Origin of the sequence: Streptomyces sp. PA03-1a, assembly GCF_033792805.1 — a bacterium.
GTDB lineage: Bacteria > Actinomycetota > Actinomycetes > Streptomycetales > Streptomycetaceae > Actinacidiphila.
Genome location: NZ_JARAVO010000186.1, coordinates 1 through 19,970, shown reverse-complemented (window position 1 = coordinate 19,970; position 19,970 = coordinate 1). Strand labels below are relative to the sequence as shown.

At 70.7% G+C, this 19,970-nt stretch carries 17 protein-coding genes and 1 tRNA gene; 7 read left to right on the top strand and 11 right to left on the bottom strand.

Annotation, left to right across the window (positions count from 1 at the left end; translation table 11 throughout):
* Both PV341_RS32620 and PV341_RS32615 read right to left on the bottom strand, forming a co-directional pair.
* Positions 1-557, bottom strand: a 557-nt coding sequence (locus tag PV341_RS32620; RefSeq protein ID WP_500359723.1) for an acetoacetate decarboxylase family protein, incomplete at its 3' end; no start/stop codon positions are given.
* A 260-nt stretch (positions 558-817) separates the two neighbouring features.
* On the bottom strand, positions 818-2,023 hold the full coding sequence (locus PV341_RS32615) for a cytochrome P450 (protein ID WP_500359722.1): 1,206 nt from the start codon (positions 2,021-2,023) through the stop codon (positions 818-820).
* Between the two features lie 725 nt (positions 2,024-2,748).
* Here PV341_RS32615 and PV341_RS32610 point away from each other — a divergent pair.
* On the top strand, positions 2,749-5,706 hold the full coding sequence (locus PV341_RS32610; protein ID WP_500359720.1) for an FAD-binding and (Fe-S)-binding domain-containing protein: 2,958 nt from the start codon (positions 2,749-2,751) through the stop codon (positions 5,704-5,706).
* 54 nt (positions 5,707-5,760) lie between these two features.
* On the opposite strand, the gene PV341_RS32605 is transcribed toward PV341_RS32610, so the two are convergent.
* Entirely contained in the window at positions 5,761-6,195 is a 435-nt protein-coding gene (locus tag PV341_RS32605; RefSeq protein WP_500359719.1) for a DUF3592 domain-containing protein, read from the bottom strand.
* A gap of 62 nt (positions 6,196-6,257) precedes the next feature.
* Here PV341_RS32605 and PV341_RS32600 point away from each other — a divergent pair, with 62 nt between their 5' ends.
* The gene (locus tag PV341_RS32600; RefSeq protein WP_500328925.1) at positions 6,258-6,434 is read left to right on the top strand and encodes a tyrosine-type recombinase/integrase; all 177 of its coding nucleotides are present in this window, start codon (positions 6,258-6,260) and stop codon (positions 6,432-6,434) included.
* A 73-nt stretch (positions 6,435-6,507) separates the two neighbouring features.
* Here PV341_RS32600 and PV341_RS32595 read toward each other — a convergent pair.
* From PV341_RS32595 to PV341_RS32565, 7 genes are all read right to left on the bottom strand, one after another.
* Positions 6,508-6,581: transfer RNA gene (locus PV341_RS32595), tRNA-Ala, on the bottom strand.
* A 62-nt stretch (positions 6,582-6,643) separates the two neighbouring features.
* Entirely contained in the window at positions 6,644-7,516 is an 873-nt protein-coding gene (gene sepX / locus PV341_RS32590) for a divisome protein SepX/GlpR (protein WP_500359718.1), read from the bottom strand.
* Between the two features lie 140 nt (positions 7,517-7,656).
* A complete protein-coding gene (locus PV341_RS32585; protein ID WP_500329012.1) occupies positions 7,657-8,277 on the bottom strand; it encodes a GNAT family N-acetyltransferase in 621 nt (206 codons plus the stop codon).
* Positions 8,274-8,762 carry a MogA/MoaB family molybdenum cofactor biosynthesis protein gene (locus tag PV341_RS32580; protein WP_499512326.1) on the bottom strand — a complete coding sequence of 163 codons (489 nt, stop codon included), beginning with the start codon at positions 8,760-8,762 and terminating at the stop codon, positions 8,274-8,276. The genes PV341_RS32585 and PV341_RS32580 overlap by 4 nt, the downstream gene beginning before the upstream one ends.
* Positions 8,759-9,241: a cyclic pyranopterin monophosphate synthase MoaC gene (gene moaC, locus PV341_RS32575; protein ID WP_500328923.1), complete on the bottom strand. Its 483-nt coding sequence runs from the start codon at positions 9,239-9,241 to the stop codon at positions 8,759-8,761. Before moaC ends, PV341_RS32580 begins: the two co-directional genes overlap by 4 nt.
* A 56-nt stretch (positions 9,242-9,297) precedes the next feature.
* Entirely contained in the window at positions 9,298-10,641 is a 1,344-nt protein-coding gene (locus PV341_RS32570; protein WP_500328922.1) for a molybdopterin molybdotransferase MoeA, read from the bottom strand.
* Positions 10,638-11,546: a UTP--glucose-1-phosphate uridylyltransferase gene (locus PV341_RS32565; protein ID WP_500328921.1), complete on the bottom strand. Its 909-nt coding sequence runs from the start codon at positions 11,544-11,546 to the stop codon at positions 10,638-10,640. The genes PV341_RS32570 and PV341_RS32565 overlap by 4 nt, the downstream gene beginning before the upstream one ends.
* Before the next feature lie 80 nt (positions 11,547-11,626).
* Here PV341_RS32565 and PV341_RS32560 point away from each other — a divergent pair, with 80 nt between their 5' ends.
* Positions 11,627-12,223, top strand: coding sequence for a 5-formyltetrahydrofolate cyclo-ligase (locus PV341_RS32560; RefSeq protein WP_500328920.1), 597 nt, complete (start codon positions 11,627-11,629; stop codon positions 12,221-12,223).
* Positions 12,224-12,317: 94 nt separating this feature from the next.
* Here the strand turns inward: PV341_RS32560 and PV341_RS32555 are convergent, their stop codons facing one another.
* On the bottom strand, positions 12,318-15,152 hold the full coding sequence (locus PV341_RS32555) for a penicillin acylase family protein (protein WP_500328919.1): 2,835 nt from the start codon (positions 15,150-15,152) through the stop codon (positions 12,318-12,320).
* A gap of 166 nt (positions 15,153-15,318) precedes the next feature.
* Here PV341_RS32555 and PV341_RS32550 point away from each other — a divergent pair, with 166 nt between their 5' ends.
* The 4 genes from PV341_RS32550 (at position 15,319) to PV341_RS32535 (ending at position 19,865) form a co-directional block, all read left to right on the top strand.
* Positions 15,319-16,818 carry a potassium/proton antiporter gene (locus tag PV341_RS32550; RefSeq protein ID WP_500329011.1) on the top strand — a complete coding sequence of 500 codons (1,500 nt, stop codon included), beginning with the start codon at positions 15,319-15,321 and terminating at the stop codon, positions 16,816-16,818.
* Between the two features lie 274 nt (positions 16,819-17,092).
* Positions 17,093-18,346 (top strand): MFS transporter, encoded by a 1,254-nt coding sequence (locus PV341_RS32545; protein ID WP_500329010.1) that lies wholly within the window; start codon positions 17,093-17,095, stop codon positions 18,344-18,346.
* Positions 18,347-18,412: 66 nt separating this feature from the next.
* A complete protein-coding gene (locus tag PV341_RS32540; RefSeq protein ID WP_500328918.1) occupies positions 18,413-18,730 on the top strand; it encodes an FmdB family zinc ribbon protein in 318 nt (105 codons plus the stop codon).
* A 121-nt stretch (positions 18,731-18,851) separates the two neighbouring features.
* Positions 18,852-19,865, top strand: coding sequence for a zinc-dependent alcohol dehydrogenase family protein (locus PV341_RS32535; RefSeq protein ID WP_500328917.1), 1,014 nt, complete (start codon positions 18,852-18,854; stop codon positions 19,863-19,865).
* The last annotated feature ends 105 nt before the right edge of the window (positions 19,866-19,970 follow it).

Genomic DNA, 19,970 nt, shown 5'->3' with positions numbered 1-19,970 from the left:
GGCTCGGAGATATTTATAAGCAACAGGAGCGCGGTGGGGTCGGGGACGGGCTGCCGGAGGGTGATGGTGGCTTCGGCGATGCGCTGTCCGGCGGAGGAGGCGGTGGCGGCGAATTGTCCGCCGGGGCCGAGGACGGGGGTGCCGGGGCCGCCGACGGAGTAGGCGCGGGTCTGGTGGACGGCGCCGAGCTTCTTGGGGAAGCCCTGAACCCAGCCGCGGGCCATGGCGGAGTCGTTGTCGACGTAGATGTAGGGGCACCAGGAGACGGGGGTGCCGTCGTGGTGGGCGTCCAGGGTGATGAAGAACTCGCGGTACTGGGAGCGCGCGGGGTCGAGGTACTCCAGGTGGGTGGAGGAGTACTGCCAGTCGATGAACATCGCGACGCCGCGGCCGGCGGAGTCCGGGTCGGGGGTCAGCCCCTCGGGCAGGGTCGTCGCGGCCGTGTCGGGGTCGGTGAAGAACTCGACGGCGACGACGGTGCCGGCGTAGTGCCACGGCGGGGCCGGCGCCAGGTTCGCGATGCCGCGGGGCGAGAGGGGGACGGTGTAGCCCTTCATGACGCGCACTCCTTCACGAGAGAACCAGTTGAAACGATACGTATCGTTTCGCCGATGACGACCTTAGCAGGCGCCTACCGAATAGCGAAACGATACGTATCGTTGCACTCGTGAGTTGGTCGTCACTTCCGGTTCGGTGGCCAGTGCGGTGGGCCGGTTCTGCACCGAAGACCCTCGACGCGGCACGGGACGTCCTGTCGGCACAGGTTCACCAGCCACTGCCCATCGAACCGCGGGTGTCGGCCCTGCGTCGGCGGTGCTCAAGCTGTCAAGCCCTCAATGGCCACGGGAAGACGGCGCGGGCCGCGCAGCACCGCGTTGGCGCGGTACGGCGGCGGGTCCTCGACCAGCCGGGAGAACTGGACCCGGCGGAAGAGTTCGGGCACGGCCGCATGGAGTTCCATGCGGGCGAGAGGGGCGCCGAAGCAGTAGTGGATGCCGGTGTAGAAGCCCAAGTGCTCGTTGTCCTTGCGGTCGGGGTCGAACCGATCGGGGTCCTCGAAGCGCCGGGGATCGCGATTGGCCGCAGCCAGCATGAGCCAGACCGGCGAGCCCTTGGGGATCGTGGTGCCGGCGACGTCGATGTCGGCCAGGGCGGTGGTCCACGGGACGAACTGGACCGGAGGCTCGTACCGCAGCACCTCCTCGACGAGCGGGACGGCCAGGTTCGGCTCCCTCTGGAGCCGATCGAGGACGTCGGGGTGGCGCAGCAGGGTGAGGGTTGTGTTGGTGATCGCGTTGACGGTGGTCTCGTGGCCGGCGACCAAGAGCAGCACCGCGGTGGCCTCCAGGTCTGCCGGTGTCATCTCGGGGGCGAGCGCGCTGAGCATTCCGGGGCCGGGGTGGCGGCGTTTGCTCTCGATCAGATCGGTCAGATAGGCGCCGATGTCCTGGCGTGCCCGCTGTGCCCTGTCCGCGCCGCCGTCGTCGCCGGAGCGGGGATCGAGTGACGACGCCAGGGCGTCCGCCCAGACGTGGAAGCGTGGTTCGTCCTCGCGCGGCACGCCGAGGACCTTGCAGATGGCGGTGACGGGAAGGGGGTAGGCGAAGTCCTCGACAATGTCGACCTGACCCTTGCCGGCGAAGGCATCGAGCAGCTCCGTGACGACCTTGGCCAGTTCTCCGCGCAGGCCGTCGAGGAATCTGGGGCTGTGCGGCGGGCCGAACGGCCGGTTGATCGTGCTGCGCAGCCGGTCGTGCAAGGGCGGGTCGGTGAAGATGAAGCTGGGCGGCAGGCCGGACTCCACCGGTTGCCCGATGCGGGCGAAGCCAGGTGAACGGTTGCTCGTGTCATTGCTCAGCCGCGGATCGTTGGCCAGGCCCCGCACCTCGTCATAGGTGCTGACCAGATAGGTGCCGTCGTCCTCCCGCCTGACCGGTTGCTTGCGCAGTTCCGCGTAGAGCGGGTACGGATCGGCCCGATTGGCGTAGTCGGTGATCTGCGCGGAGATGGGGCCGGGCGTCATGACGTCTCCTGAAAGCTCCGGGCCGCGCATGGCGGGTGGCAGGGCGTGTGACGGAACGAAGAACTGGACACGCCGTTCGCTCGGTGATGTGGCCCGTCAGCTTGACCGTGGCCCCATGGGTGGGCAGACGGGGCTCCGGGAAGGCCGGGTCGACCGGCGGCAGATTTGCCGCGATCTGCTGTCGGCGACAGCCTCATGCGAATCCGCTCCCTGTACGGGCCGCTGTGGCCGAGCCCCAGCAGCCGTCAGCACTGCGCCATGCGGTCCGTAGCCACACCTCAATTTCAGCTTCAATCCACCGCCCGGGTCCCGCAAGGCGAGGACGAGCCGGAAGACCAGGCCTCAGGCGAAAGGGCGCTCGATGCATCGGCGTCCGAAAGCCGGGCCCATGCACGCCAACGCGGCCGCCGAACCGCCGCCCCTCACGGAGGAACCGCGAGCGCGAGCCACGCAACGGTCACCGGGCACGCGCCGCATGTCCCCGGTAGAATCCTCAGCAGTTGGCTACGCCTTTTCACTGTGTGACCAGGGGCGCGATCACCAGGGTCTGGGGTTTCCTCCGGGCGCCCAGGGTGAGACGTGCGGGCACCGAGTTCGGTCGACCCGCTCATGGTCTTTCGGGTTCGCAGGGCACGTTCCAGAGACCATGGACATGGCCGACCATCACCGTTCCGCGGGAAGCCGTGTGCACCGACGACCGGTGCGTTGGCGGAGAGGCCGGCAACGTGAAGAAGCTGCTCAGCCCCAGCGTCCCCGCCATCGGTCGCCCCTCCCGTCTGCCGGAGGCGGATGCCATCGACACCGCACACGCAGGCGGGACACCTCACGAACTCAAGAGCGACCTCATCGCCCTGCTGGGCGGGGACCAGGTGCTGCACCGCATCTCGGACCTCGTCCGGTACGCCTCCGACGCCAGCCCCTATCGCTACCTGCCCCAGGTCGTCGTCCTGCCACGCGACGTTCGCGACGTCCAGAAGTTGCTGGCCTACTGCCGCCGGAGCGGGCGGCACGCAACGTTCCGTGCCGGCGGGACCAGCCTCAACGGCCAAGCCCAGTCCGACGACATCCTCATCGACGTGCGCCGGCACTGGAACGGGATGGCCGTCGAGAACGACGGCGCGCGCTTGCGAGTGCGGCCCGGCACGATCCTCGGCCACGCCGCGGCGGTGCTCCGCCGGCACGGTCGACGCCTGGGACCGGATCCGGCCTCCTCCGACGTCGCCACCATCGGCGGAGTCCTCGCCAACAACGCGGGCGGGATGCGTTGCACCCTGGAGCGCAACGCGTACCACACCGTGGCGTCAATGACCTTCGTACTGCCATCGGGAACCGTCATCGACACCGCCGCAGCCGACGCCGAGGAACGATTCGCCACCGCGGAACCGGAGCTGGCAGCCGGCCTTGCCGAGTTGCGGGAGCACCTGCTCGCCGACAGCGAGCTCACCGCGCGCGTGCGCCACAAGTTCACCATCCGCAACACCACCGGATACACCCTTGCGGCACTGCTCGATACCGACACCCCGCTCGAGATGTTCCGGCGCCTGCTCATCGGTTCCGAAGGCACACTCGCCTTCATCGCCGAGGCGGTGATCGACACCCTTCCGGCCCCCACGGCGACCACGGTCACCTGGATCGTGCTCCCGTCGGTCGACGAAGCGGTCGCCCTCGTCCCCGGCTTGGTCGGTCTCGGCGCCGAAGCCGTCGAGCTGATGGTCGCACCCGCCCTCACCGCCGCCGCCCAGGCGTTCCCCAACACACCCGACTACTGGAAGACCCTCGATCCGGGCGCAGCGGCACTTCTCGTCGAGTTCGCCGCCGAGGACCCGGCCGGCCTCGACGAGGTCGAAGCCCGTGTCGCGGAGCTGGTCGGGGACGCGAACCTGCTGCACCCGCTGGACTTCACCCGGGACCAGGAGCTCATCGAACTGGACTGGCGCATACGCGAGGGCCTGCTCGGCATCGTCGGCGAACTACGCCCGCCGGGCACCGCCGTGGTCAACGAGGACGTCTGCTTCCCGCCCGCCAGGATCGCCGAAGGTGCCGGTGACCTGCATGCCCTCCTGGCCGAGCACGGCTTCCTGCCGGGCGTCGCCGGTCACGCCGCGTACGGCAATCTGCACTTCACCCTGACGCCCAAACTGGCCGATTCCGCCGACCGCGACAGGTACGCCGCGTTCATGTCCGACCTCGTGGCACTCGTCGTCGACAAGTACGACGGGTCGCTCAAGGCCGAGCACGGCACCGGGATCAACATGGCGCCTTTCGTCCGCCACGAGTGGGGCGACAAGGCCACCGAGATCATGTGGCGGATCAAGGAGCTCGCCGACCCGCACGGCGTTCTCGCCCCCGACGTCATCCTCACCCGCGACGACGACATCCACCTGAAATCCTTCAAGTCGACGCCTGACATCGAGGACGTCGCGACCCATTGCATCGAGTGCGGGTACTGCGAGGCCGTCTGTCCGAGCCGCAACGTCACGACGACCCCCCGGCAGCGCATCGTGCTGCGCCGGGAGATGGCACGGCAGCCGGAAGGATCGCCGCTGCTGGCCCAGTTGCAGGCGGAATACGAGTACGACGGCATCGAGACCTGCGCCGTCGACGGCACCTGCGCCATCCCGTGCCCGGTCCACATCAACACCGGTGCGCTGATCAAGGGATTCCGGCGGGCCGAGGCAACGGACCAGCGCGAGAAGGTCGCGCTGGAGATCGCCAGGCGATGGGCGACCGTGGAGAAACTCGCCCGCACCGCCATGGGCGCCACCGACATCGTCCAACGAACCGTCGGCCCGAAGGCACTCACCGGACTGACGGCCGGCGCACGGCTCGCCATCAGCAACGACCTCATGCCGGCGGTACCAGGACCGATGCCCCGCAGCGCGGTGAGCAAGCCGCCACGGACCTCCCGCGACGGTGCGGCGGCCGTCTACTTCCCCGCCTGTGTCAACCGCATCTTCGGCCGCGACCCGGGGATGCCACGGCATCCTTCCCTGCAGCAGGCATTGGTCGAGGTTTCGGCGCGAGCCGCCAAGCCACTGTGGATCCCCGACGACGTGGCGGGCAAGTGCTGCTCCACGCCATGGAGCAGCAAGGGCTACACGAGCGGGCACGAATGGATGGCCGCGACCACGTGCGACGCCCTGTGGTCCTGGAGTGGGCAGGGCACCCTGCCCGTGGTCATCGACGCCGCGTCATGCACCAACGGCCTGCTCGACGACGTCAAGAACCACCTCGACGACGAACACCGCGCCCGGCTGGAACACATCACGCTCCTCGACTCGATCGCCTGGTGCGCCAGCCTGCTCCCGCACTTGACCATCACCAGGCGGGTGGACCGCGTGGCGGTGCACCCCACCTGCTCAACGGCACATCTGGGGCTGAGCAAGACCCTGCAAGCCATCGCAGGACAACTCGCTGCCGAGGTCCTCGTACCGGTCGGCACCACCTGTTGCGGCACGGCCGGCGACCGAGGGCTCCTCCACCCGGAGCTGGTCCTGTCCGCGACGCGGGACGAGAAAGCCGTCCTGGACAAGACCCCCGCGGATGCCTACCTGTCGGCCAACCGCACCTGCGAGATGGGACTGCGCCACGCCACCGGCCGCCCGTACGAGTCCTTCGTCTTCCTCCTGGAAGAACTGACCCGCCCCCCCAACTGGCGCGTAGGGCAACGGGTTCCCATTTAGACACTCAGCCCGGCTCGGCGCCGTCCTCGGGCCGTACAGCCGACCACCTGGGTCTCACCAGCCGCGCACTAGAAGGATCATCACGGACCCGGCGATGAAGAGCGTCCCGCCGCCGCCCAGGAGGTATACGGCAAGGCGTTCGCCCTTGTACTCGATGTCCCCGCGCGTTCCGGTCTTTGTACGCTGTGGCTTGCTGGGATCGTAGATGGCCGGAACCACGTCGCCCGGCGAACCGATCGGCTCCAAGAGCACTTCGGAGAACTCGCCACCGGACTCACCCTCAGGCAGCTTGATTTCGAAGAAGAACCGGAGCAGGCCCCGCGCGGGCTCCGTACGGACGATGGTCGCCGCACCCTCGACCCCATGCCGCTCCAGTTTCCACAGGCGTCGGTAGACCCAAAAGCTGTGCAACTGAATGAGCACACCGCATGTGCCCAGAAACACGAAAAATACGCCCATGAGATCGATCAGGCCACCGGGCTCCCCCACCGCGCACCCCCCTCCTTGAAACCTCAGACCACAGTGCCGATGATTCGCCAGGCAAGGAACGTGTGGATCAACCGGACGACGGTGCGCTGCGGGATGTGCACCCCCGGATCGCGATGCAGATCCTCCGGCACAGCAAGATCGCGGTAACGATGGAGATCTACACGCATGTCCCGTCCGAGGCGACACGCAAGGCCCTGCGCAGGCTCGGCAAGCACCTCGACACGCAAGATCAACCGTAGTTGCTGTACTTCGCTGCTGTGCGGCACGACAAAGCCCCTGCCGGATCTCTCCGACAGGGGCTTTGAGCTGCTGTGGACCTGAGGGGATTCGAACCCCTGACCCCCTCGATGCGAACGAGGTGCGCTACCGGACTGCGCCACAGGCCCTTGCAACGAGGAAAACTCTAGCATCCCGGCGGGGGTGCTCCGCGCCCCCCGGCGCGGGGAGGTCACTCGTTGGCGGCGCGGGGGCGGTCGCGGTCGGCGTGCTGGTCGAACAGGGGGGTGCGGGAGCGGTCGCGGGAGCGGCGCGGGGTGACCGGGGCGGTGGAGAAGGTCGGCCGCGGGGCCGGGACTTCCCAGGTGTCCTCGGTGGGGACGCGCTGCTGGTCGACCCACTCGGCGTGGTCGGTCTGCTCCACGAGGGCGCGCCGGTCGGCCGTCGCGGGCTCCTCGGCGGGCGGTGCGGGCTCCACCACGTCGTGCGCGTCGAGAGGGGCGGGCTCGCGGGTCGTACGGGCCTCACGCAGCCGCTTGGCGGCGTCGGCGGCGCGGCGCTGGTCGAGCTTGACCACGAACCGGCGGCGTTCCTGGGCGCGCAGGTAGGCGATGTAGAACGTGAGCAGCACGGCGGGCGCGGCCGGGGCCCAGAGGAAGGCGACGCCGCCGACGGCGGCGACGATCATGCCCGCGGTGAAGCCCAGGAAGAGCAGCGTGATGGTGCGGCGACGGGCGGCGAGCACCTTGGCCCGCGGATTGGGCTTCTTCGACGTCCCGGACTTCGCCTGACCGCCCTGCTTCGCCTTCTTCCCCGACGCGCCCGCCTGCCCGCTCTGCCGGGACGTCGGCTTCACTTCCGTCGCGGGCACGGCAAGGGCCCGGACGTCGACCGCGGGCTCCGCCTCGGCCTCCGATTCCGGGTCCTCCGTCTTGGCGTACCTGCGCTCCAGTGCCGCACGTCCGGACAACAGCCGGATGGCGGTGCTGAAGCGTTCCGTCGGGCGCGCTTCGTTGAGCTCGTCCTGCCTACGGAGCCACATCGGCACCAAGTAGGCAGCCCAGGCCCCGACGATGACTGCGTAGATGAGGCCGCTGCTGCTCACGCATCACACGGTAGGGGGGTTCGCGACAGGGCATACGCAATTTGGCGCGGTGTGTCGCACGATCTGGCTGATACTCCGAAATTTTTTTCTGATTGCGTTCAAGTCGGAGTCGGATCCGCGGCTATTTTCGAACAGATATTTTATTTGTGAGCCGTGCCAGGTCGGGCCTGGTGCCAGCGGTGGAGCATTCCCTCCGGCACCTCCTCCGCCGTCAACGCGAAGACCAGATGGTCACGCCAGGCTCCGTCGATATGGAGATAGCGGGGGCGCAGGCCTTCCTCGCGGAAGCCGAGTTTCTCCACCACCCGCCGGCTCGGCATGTTCTCCGGCCGGATGCAGACCTCGATGCGGTGCAGTCCCACCGCGCGGAAGCAGTGGTCGGCGGCGAGCGCGACCGCGGTGGGCATGACCCCGCGGCCGGCCACGGCCTCGTCGACCCAGTAGCCGACGTGGGCGCTGCACATGGAGCCCCAGGTGATGCCGGCGACGGTGAGCTGTCCGGCGAGCCGTCCCTGGTAGTCGATGACGAACGGCATCATCCGGCCCGCGGCGGCCTCGTGGCGCAGATGGCGGACCATCTGCCGGTAGGTGGGCCGCTGGGTGAGGTGGCCGGGGGGCGCCGGGGGGACGGTGGCCTCCCATGGGCGTAGCCATTCGCGGTTGCGCCGGTTCACCTCGCGCCAGGCCCGCTGGTCGCGCATCCTTATCGGGCGGAGGAGGACGTCCCCGTCCGCCAGCTCGGTCGGCCAGGACCCGTTCAGCTCGGTCTCCCAGACGTAGGGTGGTCGCCGCCGTGGATCTGCTCGACGGCATGGACGAGGATCGGGGCCAGGACGGCCAGGCCGTCCTTGACGCCCCCGGTCGACCCCGGGAGGTTCACCACCAGGGTGCGCCCGGCGACACCGCAGACGCCACGGGACAGGGCGGCGGTGGGCACCTTCTCGCGGCCCGCGGCCCGGATGGCCTCGGCGACACCGGGGACCTCGTAGTCCAGGACGGCGCGGGTGACCTCCGGGGTGCGGTCGGTGGGCGAGATCCCGGTGCCGCCGGTGGTGACGACGACGTCGTACCCCCCGGCCACGGCTTCCCGCAGCGCGCTGCCGACCGGCTCGCCGTCCGGGACGACGCGCGGGCCGTCGACCGTGAAGCCCATGTCCCGCAGCCCGGCGACGATCAGCGGGCCGCCCCGGTCCTCGTAGACCCCGGCGGCCGCGCGGTTGGACGCGGTGATCGCGAGCGCCCTCATCGGCTGCGGCTCCAGTCCCCGGACTTGCCGCCGGTCTTCTCCTCGACCCGTACGTCCGTGATGACCGCGGCCTTGTCGACGGCCTTGACCATGTCGACGACCGTGAGCGCGGCGACGCTCACCGCTGTGAGGGCCTCCATCTCGACGCCGGTGCGGTCGGTCGTCCTCACGGTGGCCGTGATGTCCACGGAGGAGTCGCCCACGACCAGGTCGACCTTCACCCCGGAGACCGCCAGCGGGTGGCAGAGCGGGATGAGGTCGGGGGTGCGCTTGGCGCCCATGATCCCGGCGATGCGCGCGGTGGCGAGGGCGTCGCCCTTGGGCACCCCCTCGCCGCGCAGCAGCTCGATGACGCGGGGCGACACCAGGACCCGGCCGGTGGCGCGGGCGGTACGGGCGGTGACGTCCTTCTCCGAGACGTCGACCATGCGGGCCGCCCCCGCCTCGTCGATGTGCGTCAGATGCTGCTGTTCTGTCATCGGTACGGCACTCCCACTGCTCGCCGCGTGCTCGCGTGGGCAGTAACGGTACCCGCTCAGTCGAGCAGCACGACCTCGACCTCCGAGCCCGCCGCGACCTCCGTCGTGTCCTCGGGCACCACGATCAGCGCGTTCGCGTGGGCGAGCGCCTTGACCAGGTGCGATCCGGCCCCGCCCACGGGGGTGACCCGGCCGGTGGAGGGGTGGTAGCGGCCGCGCAGGAACTGCCGCCTGCCCTTGGGCGAGGAGGTCAGTCCGCCCTCGCAGACGGCCTGCACGGTCGTCCGGAAGACCGGCTCCACGCCCATGAGGGTGCGGATCGCGGGCCGGACGAACAGCTCGAAGGAGACGTAGGCGCTGACCGGGTTGCCGGGCAGGGCGAGCAGCGGGGTGCGCTCGGGCTCCGGCGGCGCGGCGTCCGCGTCCTCACCGCCGCCCTCCGCCTCGCTGCGCGCGCCGACGTCGATGAAGCCGAAGCCCTGCGGCTTGCCGGGCTGCATCGCCAGCTTGCGGAACTCGATCTCCTCGCCGAGGGCCTCCTTCACCACGTCGTACGCGCCGACGCTGACGCCTCCGCTGGTGACCACGAGGTCCGCCCGGATCAGCTGGTCCTCGACGGTGGCCCGGAAGGTCTCGGCGTCGTCCGCGACCGCGCCCACCCGGTAGGACTGGGCGCCGGCCTCGCGGGCGGCGGCCGTGAGCATGAAGCTGTTGGAGTCGTGGATACGGCCCGGGCCCAGCTCCTCGCCGGGCGGGACCAGCTCACTGCCGGTGGAGACCACGACCACCCGCGGCCGGGGCCGCACCCGTACGGTGGCCCGGCCGACTGCGGCGAGCAGGGCGATCTGCGGCGGGCCCAGCACCGTGCCGGCGCTGAGCGCCAGCTCACCCGCGGCGACGTCGCTGCCCCGGGCGCGGACGTGGTCGCCCGGCCCCACGGGCCGGTAGACCCTGACCTCGCCGCCCACGGCGTCGGGGCTCCGGCTCGCGGCCGGCATGCCGACGACCGGAGCACCGCCGGTGCCGCCGTCGGTCCACTCGACGGGGACGACTGCCTCGGCACCGGGGGGCAGCGGGGCGCCGGTCATGATCCGGGCGGTCTGCCCGGGCCCCACGGTGGGCAGTTCGCCGCTGCCGGCCGCCACGTCACCGATGACGGTGAGCACGGCCGGATGTGATGCGTCGGCGCCCTGGGTGTCGGTGGTGCGGACCGCGTAGCCGTCCATCGAGCTGTTCGCGAAGGGCGGCAACGCGACCGGCACCATCACGTCCTCGACGAGGACGCACCCCTGTGCGTCGAGGAGTTGCAGCTCGATGGGTTCCAGCGGCTTCAGCTGCCGCAGGATGTTGTCGAGGTGCTCCGAGACGGACCAGACGCGGTCGGCCGTGCCACTGCTCAAGCTTGCATCTCCTCGCTGACATACGTGCGCAGCCAGGACCGGAAGTCCGGGCCCAGGTCATCACGTTCGCATGCCAGTCGGACAATCGCACGCAGGTAGTCGCCACGGTCTCCGGTGTCGTAGCGCCGGCCGGTGAAGATGACACCGTGCACGGGGCCGTCCGGGCCGTCCTGCTGGGCCAGTTCGCGCAGCGCGTCGGTCAGCTGGATCTCACCGCCGCGGCCCGGCTGGGTCTTGCCGAGCACCGCGAAGACCGCCGGGTCCAGCACGTAGCGCCCGATGACGGCGTAGGCGGAGGGGGCCTCGCCCGGCGCGGGCTTCTCGACGAGGTCGGTCACGCGGACCACGTCGCCGTCGGAGGTGGGGGCCACGGCGGCGGAGCCGTAGAGGTGGATCTGGCTCGGGTCGACCTCCATCAGCGCGACGACGCTGCCGCCGTGCTGCTCCTGCACCTCGATCATGCGGCCGAGCAGCGGGTCCCGGGGGTCGATCAGGTCGTCGCCGAGCAGCACCGCGAAGGGCTGGTCGCCGACGTGCGGCTCGGCGCAGAGCACGGCGTGGCCGAGGCCGCGCGGGTCGCCCTGGCGGACGTAGTGCATGGTGGCGAGGTCGCTGGACTCCTGGACCCTCGCCAGGCGGGCCTCGTCGCCCTTGGCGGTCAGCGCCGACTCGAGCTCGTAGTTGCGGTCGAAGTGATCCTCGAGCGGACGCTTGTTCCGGCCTGTGATCATGAGGACGTCGGAGAGGTTCGCGGCGACGGCCTCCTCCACGACGTACTGGATGGCGGGCTTGTCCACCACCGGCAGCATTTCCTTGGGAGTCGCCTTCGTGGCGGGCAGGAACCGGGTGCCGAGACCGGCGGCAGGGATCACAGCCTTGCTAATCCGGGTACGTGCGTGCGTCATGGGACAACGATAACCGCTGTATATGAGGTGAAGATGAAGTTGCGGTTGCTTGATGGGGATAGGCGGCGGTTGCGCGTCAAATGAGTGACAAAAACGTTAGCAAGAGGGAGTTGCGGGAGCACCTCCTCCAGGTGAGACGCGGGTTGACGGCTCGTGAACGCACAGTGGACGAGCGGGCGATCGCGCAACACGCCCTGGATCTGCCTGAATTGTCAGGCGCCCGGACGGTGGCGGCCTATGTGTCGATGGGCGGCGAGCCCGGCACCCGCACGCTGCTCGACGTGCTGCGCGAGCGCGGGGAGCGGGTGCTGCTGCCGGTCCTGCTGCCGGACAACGACCTGGACTGGGCCCCGTACGAGGGCTCCGGCGGCCTGGTGCGGACCGCCCGCGGACTGTACGAGCCCACCGGCCCCCGGCTCGGCCCGGCCGCGGTGACCGGGGCGGACGCGGTCCTGCTCCCGGGGCTGGCCGTCGACGGCCGGGGGCTGCGCCTGGGCCGCGGCGGGGGCTCGTACGACCGGGTCCTGGCCCGGCTGGACACGGCGGGGGTGACGCCCGCTCTGGTGGTGCTGCTGTACGCGCACGAGGTGCTGGACCGGGTGCCCGACGAGCCGCACGACCGGCCGGTCGACGCGGTGGTCACCCCGGAGGGCGTACGGCGCTTCGGGGACGGCTGAGGGAGGCGGACGAGGGAGCGGCGGACGGCCGAGGGGGGCGGGCCCGACGGCCCGCCCCCCTCCCGTGCTGGTCCTCGCACGCCGCCCGTGCGGGCTACGGGGTCAGCGCGAGGGTGTCCTCCGTGGCCCCGTCGACCCGCTGCTTGGTGAAGACCCACGGCAGCAGCTCGCCCTTGGCCCACTTGGTGGTCTGGTCGGTGTAGTGCGAGCTGTAGGCGTGGCCCGAGGCTCCGGTCAGGTTGATCCACCGGGACTTGTCGAAGTCGTCGAGCGAGACCACCATCCGCATCGACGGCACCCAGACGACCTCGTAGCCGCCGGCCGCGTTCCAGCCGGTCGCGTTGACCGCGGCCTCACCGCCGCCGAGCTGCCACGGGCCGCGGTTGAGCAGCCACCGGACGACCGCGGGACCGCCGGTGCCCAGGGTCTGGTTGCGCAGGTCCAGCGTGTGGAGGCGGCCCCAGCTCCAGGTGTCGATGTTCTTGCCGAGCTTCGCGGTCAGCTCGTAGCGGGCGTCCTTCATGGCCTGGGCGAGCAGCTCGTCACGGGTGGTGCGGGTCCGGCCGCTGTCCTTGTCGTAGAAGGCCGTGGGGGAGGTCGTCCACCACGGGTTGTCCTCGTCGTCCAGGATCGAGCGCACGACCTCGAACCAGCGGTCGCCGCCGTCCGGCTGCGCCTGGTCCGCGGCGCGCCGGCCGCACTCGCGCACCAGCTTGGACGTGCCGTCGAGGTCGTCGACCGGGCCGGACCGGTCGGCGGCCGGGACGGTCAGGCACTGGCCCTCGGGGCGCAGCTCCTTGGGCAGCTTGTTGCCGAAGGCCAGCTTGAGGACGTTGCGCCAGACGGCGTTGAAGTAGGCGGCGGGGGCGGAGTCGGAGTCCTGGTTGTAGTCCCAGCCCTCCAGCAGCTTCTGGGCGTTGCGGACGTAGTCGTCCTTGTCGTCCTTGATGTCGATCTTGAGCAGGTACGGCACCAGGAGCTTGGCGATCTCACTGCTGTTGTCGCCCTGCATCTCCTGCATGTCGTCCATGGAGACCAGGCCGCCGTCCTTGATCTTGGACTGGACCAGGTCGTTGATCCGCTGGCTGCGGGTGCCGTAGCCCCAGTCCCGGGTGAGCAGGTAGGGGTACTCGTCCTGGTCGACCACGGCCTGGTTGGCGGTGACGATGTAGCCGCGCGTCGGGTCGCGCTCGTACGGCATCGCGGAGAAGGAGATCCACTTCTTCCACTGGTACCGCGGGTCCCAGCCGGGGGCCGGGTAGGTGCCGTCGTAGCCGCTGGCGCGGACCGGGATCCGGCCGGGGGCCTGGTAGCCGATGTGGCCGTGGGCGCCCTTGTTGTCGGCGTAGATCAGGTTCTGGGACGGGACGGCGAAGTCGCGGGCGGCGGCCCGGAACTGGGCCCAGTCGGTCGCCGTGTCGAGCTCGAAGACCGCGTCCATGGTGTTGGACGCGTCCAGCGCCGTCCAGCGCAGGGAGACCGCGTAACCCTCGCCGCGGTCGGGCGCGGAGTTCGGTACCGGGGCGCGGTCGCCGACGGTGCGCAGCTCGGCACTGCGGTCGGAGATGACCGGGCCGTTCCTGGTGCTGCGCACCGTGATCGTGCGGTCGTCACCGCCGGCGACCTTGATGGTCTCCTTGCGGGTCTTGAAGGGCTGCTGCTTGCCGTCGTAGAGGTAGGTGTCGGCGGTGACCTTCTCCAGGTAGAGGTCGGTCACGTCGGCACCGAGGTTGGTCATGCCCCAGGCGATCGACTGGTTGTGCCCGATGATCACACCGGGCATGCCGGAGAACGTGTAGCCGGCCACGTCGAAGGGGCAGGCCTTGCCGACGCTGTTGCAGTGCAGGCCCATCTGGTACCAGAGCGAGGGCATCTGCGGGGCGAGGTGCGGATCGTTGGCCAGCAGCGGCTTGCCGGTGGTGGTGTGTTCGCCGGAGACCACCCAGGAGTTGGAGCCGATGCCGTTGCCGTTGGGGCCCAGCAGCGCGGGGATCTGGTCGAGGGTGTCGGAGAGCGAGGCCAGCTGGGACTGGACGTTCTGCGTCGCGTCGGAGGTGGAGGCGGCGTCGGTGCCGGTCCCCGTGCCCGTGCCATCGCCAGCGCCGTCGCCGGAGCCCGTACCCGTGCCGGTGCCGGTTTCCGTACCGGTTCCGGAGTTCGTGCCCGATTCCGTGGTGGTTCCCCGCGGTTCGTACTCGTCCGTGAGGTCGTTGACCTTCCCGCCCTCGACGATCGGGTGGTTCCGGTCGTACGGGTAGTCGGGGTAGAGCTGTTCGATCTGCTTGCGGCTCAGCCGGCTCGACAGCAGCGAGCGGTCGATCTCGTCCTGCATGTTGCCGCGCAGGTCCCAGGCCATGGCCTTGAGCCAGGCGACCGAGTCGACCGGGGTCCACTTCTGCGGCACGTAGTCGTTGCTGAACTTCAGCGCCGCGTACTCGACCGACAGGTCGGCGCCGGAGTGGCCGTCCAGGTAGGCGTTGACCCCGTCGGAGTAAGCCTGGAGGTACGCCTTCGTGGTGGCCGACAGCTTCTTGTCGTACTCCTGCTGCGCCACCCGGCGCCAGCCGAGCGTGCGCAGGAAGGCGTCGGTCTCGACCTGGCCGCTGCCGAACATCTCGGACAGCCGGCCGGCGGTCAGGTGCCGGCGCACGTCCATCTCGTAGAAGCGGTCCTGGGCCTGGACGTAGCCCTGGGCGCGGAACAGGTCCTCGGCGGTGTCGGCGTAGATCTGCGGGATGCCGTTGCCGTCCCGCTTCACTTGGACGGCGCCGGTCAGGCCCTTGAGCTGCAGGGTTCCGGTGGTCTGCGGGAGGGAGGCGCGGACGGTCGCGACGCTCCAGTACGACCCGTAGACGATGCCCGCCACGAGCACGAGCACGACCCCGATCACGATGAGGCGCGTGCGGCGGGACTTCTTCTTGGCGGGCATCGATGTCCTTCGAACGGCAGGGTGGACCGATTGCTAGGGGCCACCTTAGGCGTACCGGCCCGTAGGTCCCCAGGCGGTGTCCTTACCTGTGGATGGAGATCGCCACAACGCCAAGCACAGGTAAAATATTAGGTAAGGCAATGAACTTCGTTGGAAGGACCGGCTCCTGACTGTCGACCGCCTCAATGAACTCCTGCTGGTGTGCGCCCTCGTGCTGCTCATAGCGGTGGTTGCCGTGCGCCTCTCCTCGCGCAGCGGCCTGCCCAGCCTGCTCCTCTATCTGGGCATTGGGGTCGCAATAGGACAGGACGGACTGGGAGTCGCCTTCGACAACGCCGAATTGACGCAAGTGCTGGGATATGCCGCACTTGTGGTGATTCTGGCCGAGGGTGGTCTAGGCACCCAGTGGCGGGAGATCAAACCGGCGGTCCCGGCGGCGGCGGTCCTGGCGACCTTGGGCATCGCGGTCAGCGTCGGCATCACGGCCTCGGCGGGGCACTACCTCGTCGGGTTGGACTGGCGGCATGCGCTCCTGATCGGCGCGGTCGTCTCGTCCACCGACGCGGCGGCCGTCTTCTCGGTGCTGCGCAGGGTGCCGCTGCCGAGCCGGGTGACCGGTGTGCTCGAGGCGGAGTCCGGCTTCAACGACGCCCCGGTGGTCATCTTGGTGGTCGCCTTCTCCGAGCACTGGCCCGTGCACAACTGGGGCCTGCTGCTGGGCGAGATCGCCCTGGAACTGGCGATCGGCGCCGCGGTCGGCCTGGCCGTCGGCATGCTCGGCGCGTTCGCGATGCGCCACGTCGCGCTGCCCGCCTCCGGCCTCTACCCGATCGCGGTCCTGGCGATCGCCGTCCTCGCCTACGCGGGCGGGGCGCTCGCGCACGGCTCGGGCTTCCTCGCCGTGTACGTGGCTTCCGTCGTGCTGGGCAACGCCAAGCTCCCGCACCGCCCGGCCACCCGGGGCTTCGCGGAGGGGCTGGCCTGGCTGGCGCAGATCGGCCTGTTCGTGCTGCTGGGCCTGCTGGTGACCCCGCACGAACTCGGCGACGACATCGTGCCTGCGCTGGTGGTCGGCCTGGTCCTGACGGTGGTGGCGCGGCCGGTGTCGGTGACGGCGAGCCTGCTGCCGTTCCGCACGCCCTTCCGCGACCAGGTGCTGCTGTCCTGGGCCGGGCTGCGCGGGGCGGTGCCCATCGTCCTGGCGACGATCCCGATGGTGGCGGGCGTCCGGCAGAGCGAGCGCATCTTCAACATCGTCTTCGTCCTGGTGATCGTCTACACCCTCGTGCAGGGCCCGACCCTGCCGTGGGTCGCCCGCAGGCTCCGGCTCGGGGACCCGGGGGCCGCGGAGGACCTGGGGATCGAGTCGGCGCCCCTGGAGCGGCTGCGCGGACACCTGCTGTCGGTACGGATCCCGGAGCACTCGCGCATGCACGGCGTGGAGGTCGGCGAACTGCGCCTGCCCCCGGGCGCGGCGGTCACCCTGGTCGTCCGCGAGGACAGGAGCTTCGTCCCGCTGCCCACGACGGTGCTGCGGCATGGTGACGAACTCCTCGTCGTCGCCACCGACCCGGTGCGGGACAAGGCGGAGGCCCGGCTGCGGGCGGTGGGACGCGGCGGCAAGCTGGCCGGATGGCTGGAATCGGGCGGTGGGGCCGGCCGTTAACATGGCTGTCGACAGTCACCACCAACTCTGCCTGACGCAGAGCTGGCGCGACCGCCCGGCGGCCGGAGAGACCCGGTATCTACCTCGGTCATGCGCGAGAGGACAGCTCTCGGCGCACAGGAACGCGACCAGGCGTCCAGGGTGCGCTACCAGGCGGCGGAAAGGCCCGGCCGTGGCATCCACGGTCACGCGTACGTCCCGTTCGTCCCGATCCTCCCGTCCGTCGGGTTCCTCCCGTCCTTCCCGTAGCGCGGCGCGCCCGGGATACGGGCAGCTGCTGCGCACGCCGGGTGCGTGGGCCTTCCTGCTGCCCGGGTTCGCCGCGCGCCAGCCCTTCGCGATGCTCACCATCGGCATCGTGCTGCTGGTGCAGCACACCACCGGCTCCTACGGCACCGCCGGTGCCGTCTCGGCCGTCACCGGCGTCGCCATGGCGCTGTTCGCCCCGCTGAGCGGCAAGTTCTCCGACCGCTTCGGCCAGGGCGCCGTGCTGCTGCCCGGGGTGCTCGTCCACGCGGCGTCCGGGACGCTGCTCGCCGTGCTGGCGCTGGCGCACGCGCCGCTGTGGGCGCTGCTGGCGGTGGCGGTGCCCACCGGCGCCTCGGTGCCGCAGGTCGGACCCATGGTGCGGGCCCGCTGGGCGTCCACGCTGCCGGCCGGGTCGCCGCTGCTGCAGACGGCGGCGGCCTTCGAGTCGGTCACGGACGAGTTCACCTTCGTCATCGGGCCGGTGCTGGCCACGGCGCTGGCCACCGGGGTGCACCCGGCGGCCGGGCTGCTGTCCGAGGCCGTGCTGACGCTGGCCGGCGGACTGCTCTTCGCCGCGCAGCGGCGGACCGCGCCCGCACCGTCCCGGTCCGTCCCCGGGGCCCGGAAGCGGGAGGCCTCGGCGCTGACCGTGCCCGGCGTGCGGGTGCTGGCCGTGGCCTTCCTCGGGATCGGCGCCGTCTTCGGCGGCATGCAGGTCTCCATGACGGCCTTCACCGAGGAGATCGGGCGGCCCGGGATCAACGGTCTGCTCTACGGGACGTTCGCGGCCGGCAACATGCTCGCGGGCATCGCGTGCGGCGCCGTCGCCTGGAAGTCCGGACCCAAGCGGCGCATGGTGGTCGGCTACACGGCACTGACCCTGGCCACCTCGATGCTGTGGGCGGCGCACGCCGTGCCGCTGCTGGGCGGGCTCGGGCTGCTGGTCGGACTCACCATCGCCCCGGCCCTGATCACCGGCTACACCCTGGTCGACGCACTCGTGCCGGCGGGGATCCGTACGGAGGCCTTCACCTGGCTGACCGGCGCGGTGGCGCTGGGCCAGGCGGCGGCCGCCACCGCCGCCGGGCGGCTGGCCGACGGGCTCGGGGCGAGCGCCGGGTTCACCGTGCCGCTGGTGGGCACCGGCCTGGCACTCGTCACGCTGCTCGTGCTGCGTGATCGGCTCGCGCCGAGGCGGTCCGAAGTGGTCGCGGCACGCGGCGCAGGAACCGGCCACGGCAGTGGCATCGGTCACCGAGAGCCGGTCACGGTGGACTGAGGCCGCGGAATGCTGCACTATTGACCGTCGTTAGCACTCAATGAGTCAGAGTGCCAGGAGGAGCAAGTGCCGACGTACCAGTACCAGTGCACCGCCTGCGGCGAGGGCCTCGAGGCGGTGCAGAAGTTCACCGACGACCCGCTGACCGAGTGCCCGGCTTGCAACGGCCGGCTGCGCAAGGTCTTCTCCGCCGTCGGCGTCGTCTTCAAGGGATCCGGCTTCTACCGGACCGACAGCCGCGGCTCGTCGTCCAGCAGCACGCCGGCCGCCAAGAGCAGCGGCTCGGAGTCGAAGTCCTCTTCGGACTCCAAGAGCAGCGGCTCGGCCGGCTCAACCGGCTCCTCCAGCGGCTCCACCAGCTCGGCGAGCACCTCGGCCGCCTGAGCGGAGCCCACGGCACCCTCGCCTGGTGAAGGCCCCCGTCGCGGGCGACGGGGGCTTTCTGCGTGCCCGCCCGACCGGTTTCGTGCTGCAGCGCCGAGGCCTTCGGTCGCAGACTGGAGACATGCTGAGTGGTTGGGTCGTCGACCGGCCCGGACCCATGGTCACGGAGCCGCTGGTGCGCGTCGGACGCCCCAAGCCGGTGCCCGGACCGCGTGAGCTGCTGCTGCGCGTGGAGGCGTGCGGCGTGTGCCGCACCGACCTGCACCTGGCCGAGGGGGACCTGCCGCCGCACCGCCGGGAGACCGTCCCCGGACACGAGGTGGTGGGGCGGGTCATCGGCACCGGCGAGCGGGCCGGCCGCTTCGCCGAGGGCGACCGGGTGGGCGTCGCCTGGCTCCGCGGCACGTGCGGGAACTGCGCCTACTGCCTGACCGGCCGCGAGAACCTGTGCCCGTACTCGCTCTACACCGGCTGGGACGCCGACGGCGGCTTCGCCGACTTCACCACCGTGCCCGAGGACTACGCCTACGCGCTGCCCGAGGACGCCGACGGCCGTGACGCCGTGCACCTGGCGCCCCTGCTGTGCGCGGGCATCATCGGCTACCGCGCCCTGCGCCGCAGCGACCTGCCGGCCGGCGGGCGGCTGGGCATCTACGGCTTCGGCGCGTCCGCGCACATCGCCGCCCAGGTCGCGCTGGCCGAAGGGGCGACCGTGCACGTACTGACCCGCTCGGAGCCGGCGCGGGAGCTCGCGCTGGAGCTCGGTGCCGCCTCCGCGGGCGCGGCAGCGGACCGGCCACCGGAGCCGTTGGACGCCGCCATCCTCTTCGCCCCGGTCGGCGACCTGGTGCCGCCCGCCCTGGAGGCCCTGGACCGGGGCGGCACGCTGGCGATCGCGGGCATCCACCTCAGCGACATCCCGGCACTGAACTACCAGCGCCATCTGTTCCAGGAACGCAGTCTGCGCAGCGTCACCTCCAACACACGACAGGACGGACAGGAATTCCTGGCCCTGGCCGCCAGGATCGGGATCCGGGTGACCGCCACTCCCTATCCCCTGGACCACGCGGACCGGGCGCTGTCCGACCTGGCCGCCGACCGCGTCAACGGTGCGGCGGTCCTGGTGCCGGGCTGAGAGGTGGACGGGGACGTGGACGGGGACGTGGACGGCGCCGTGGGCGGTGCCGTGGGCGGTGCCGTGGGCGGTGCCGTGGGCGGTGCCGAACGGGACGGGTGGGGA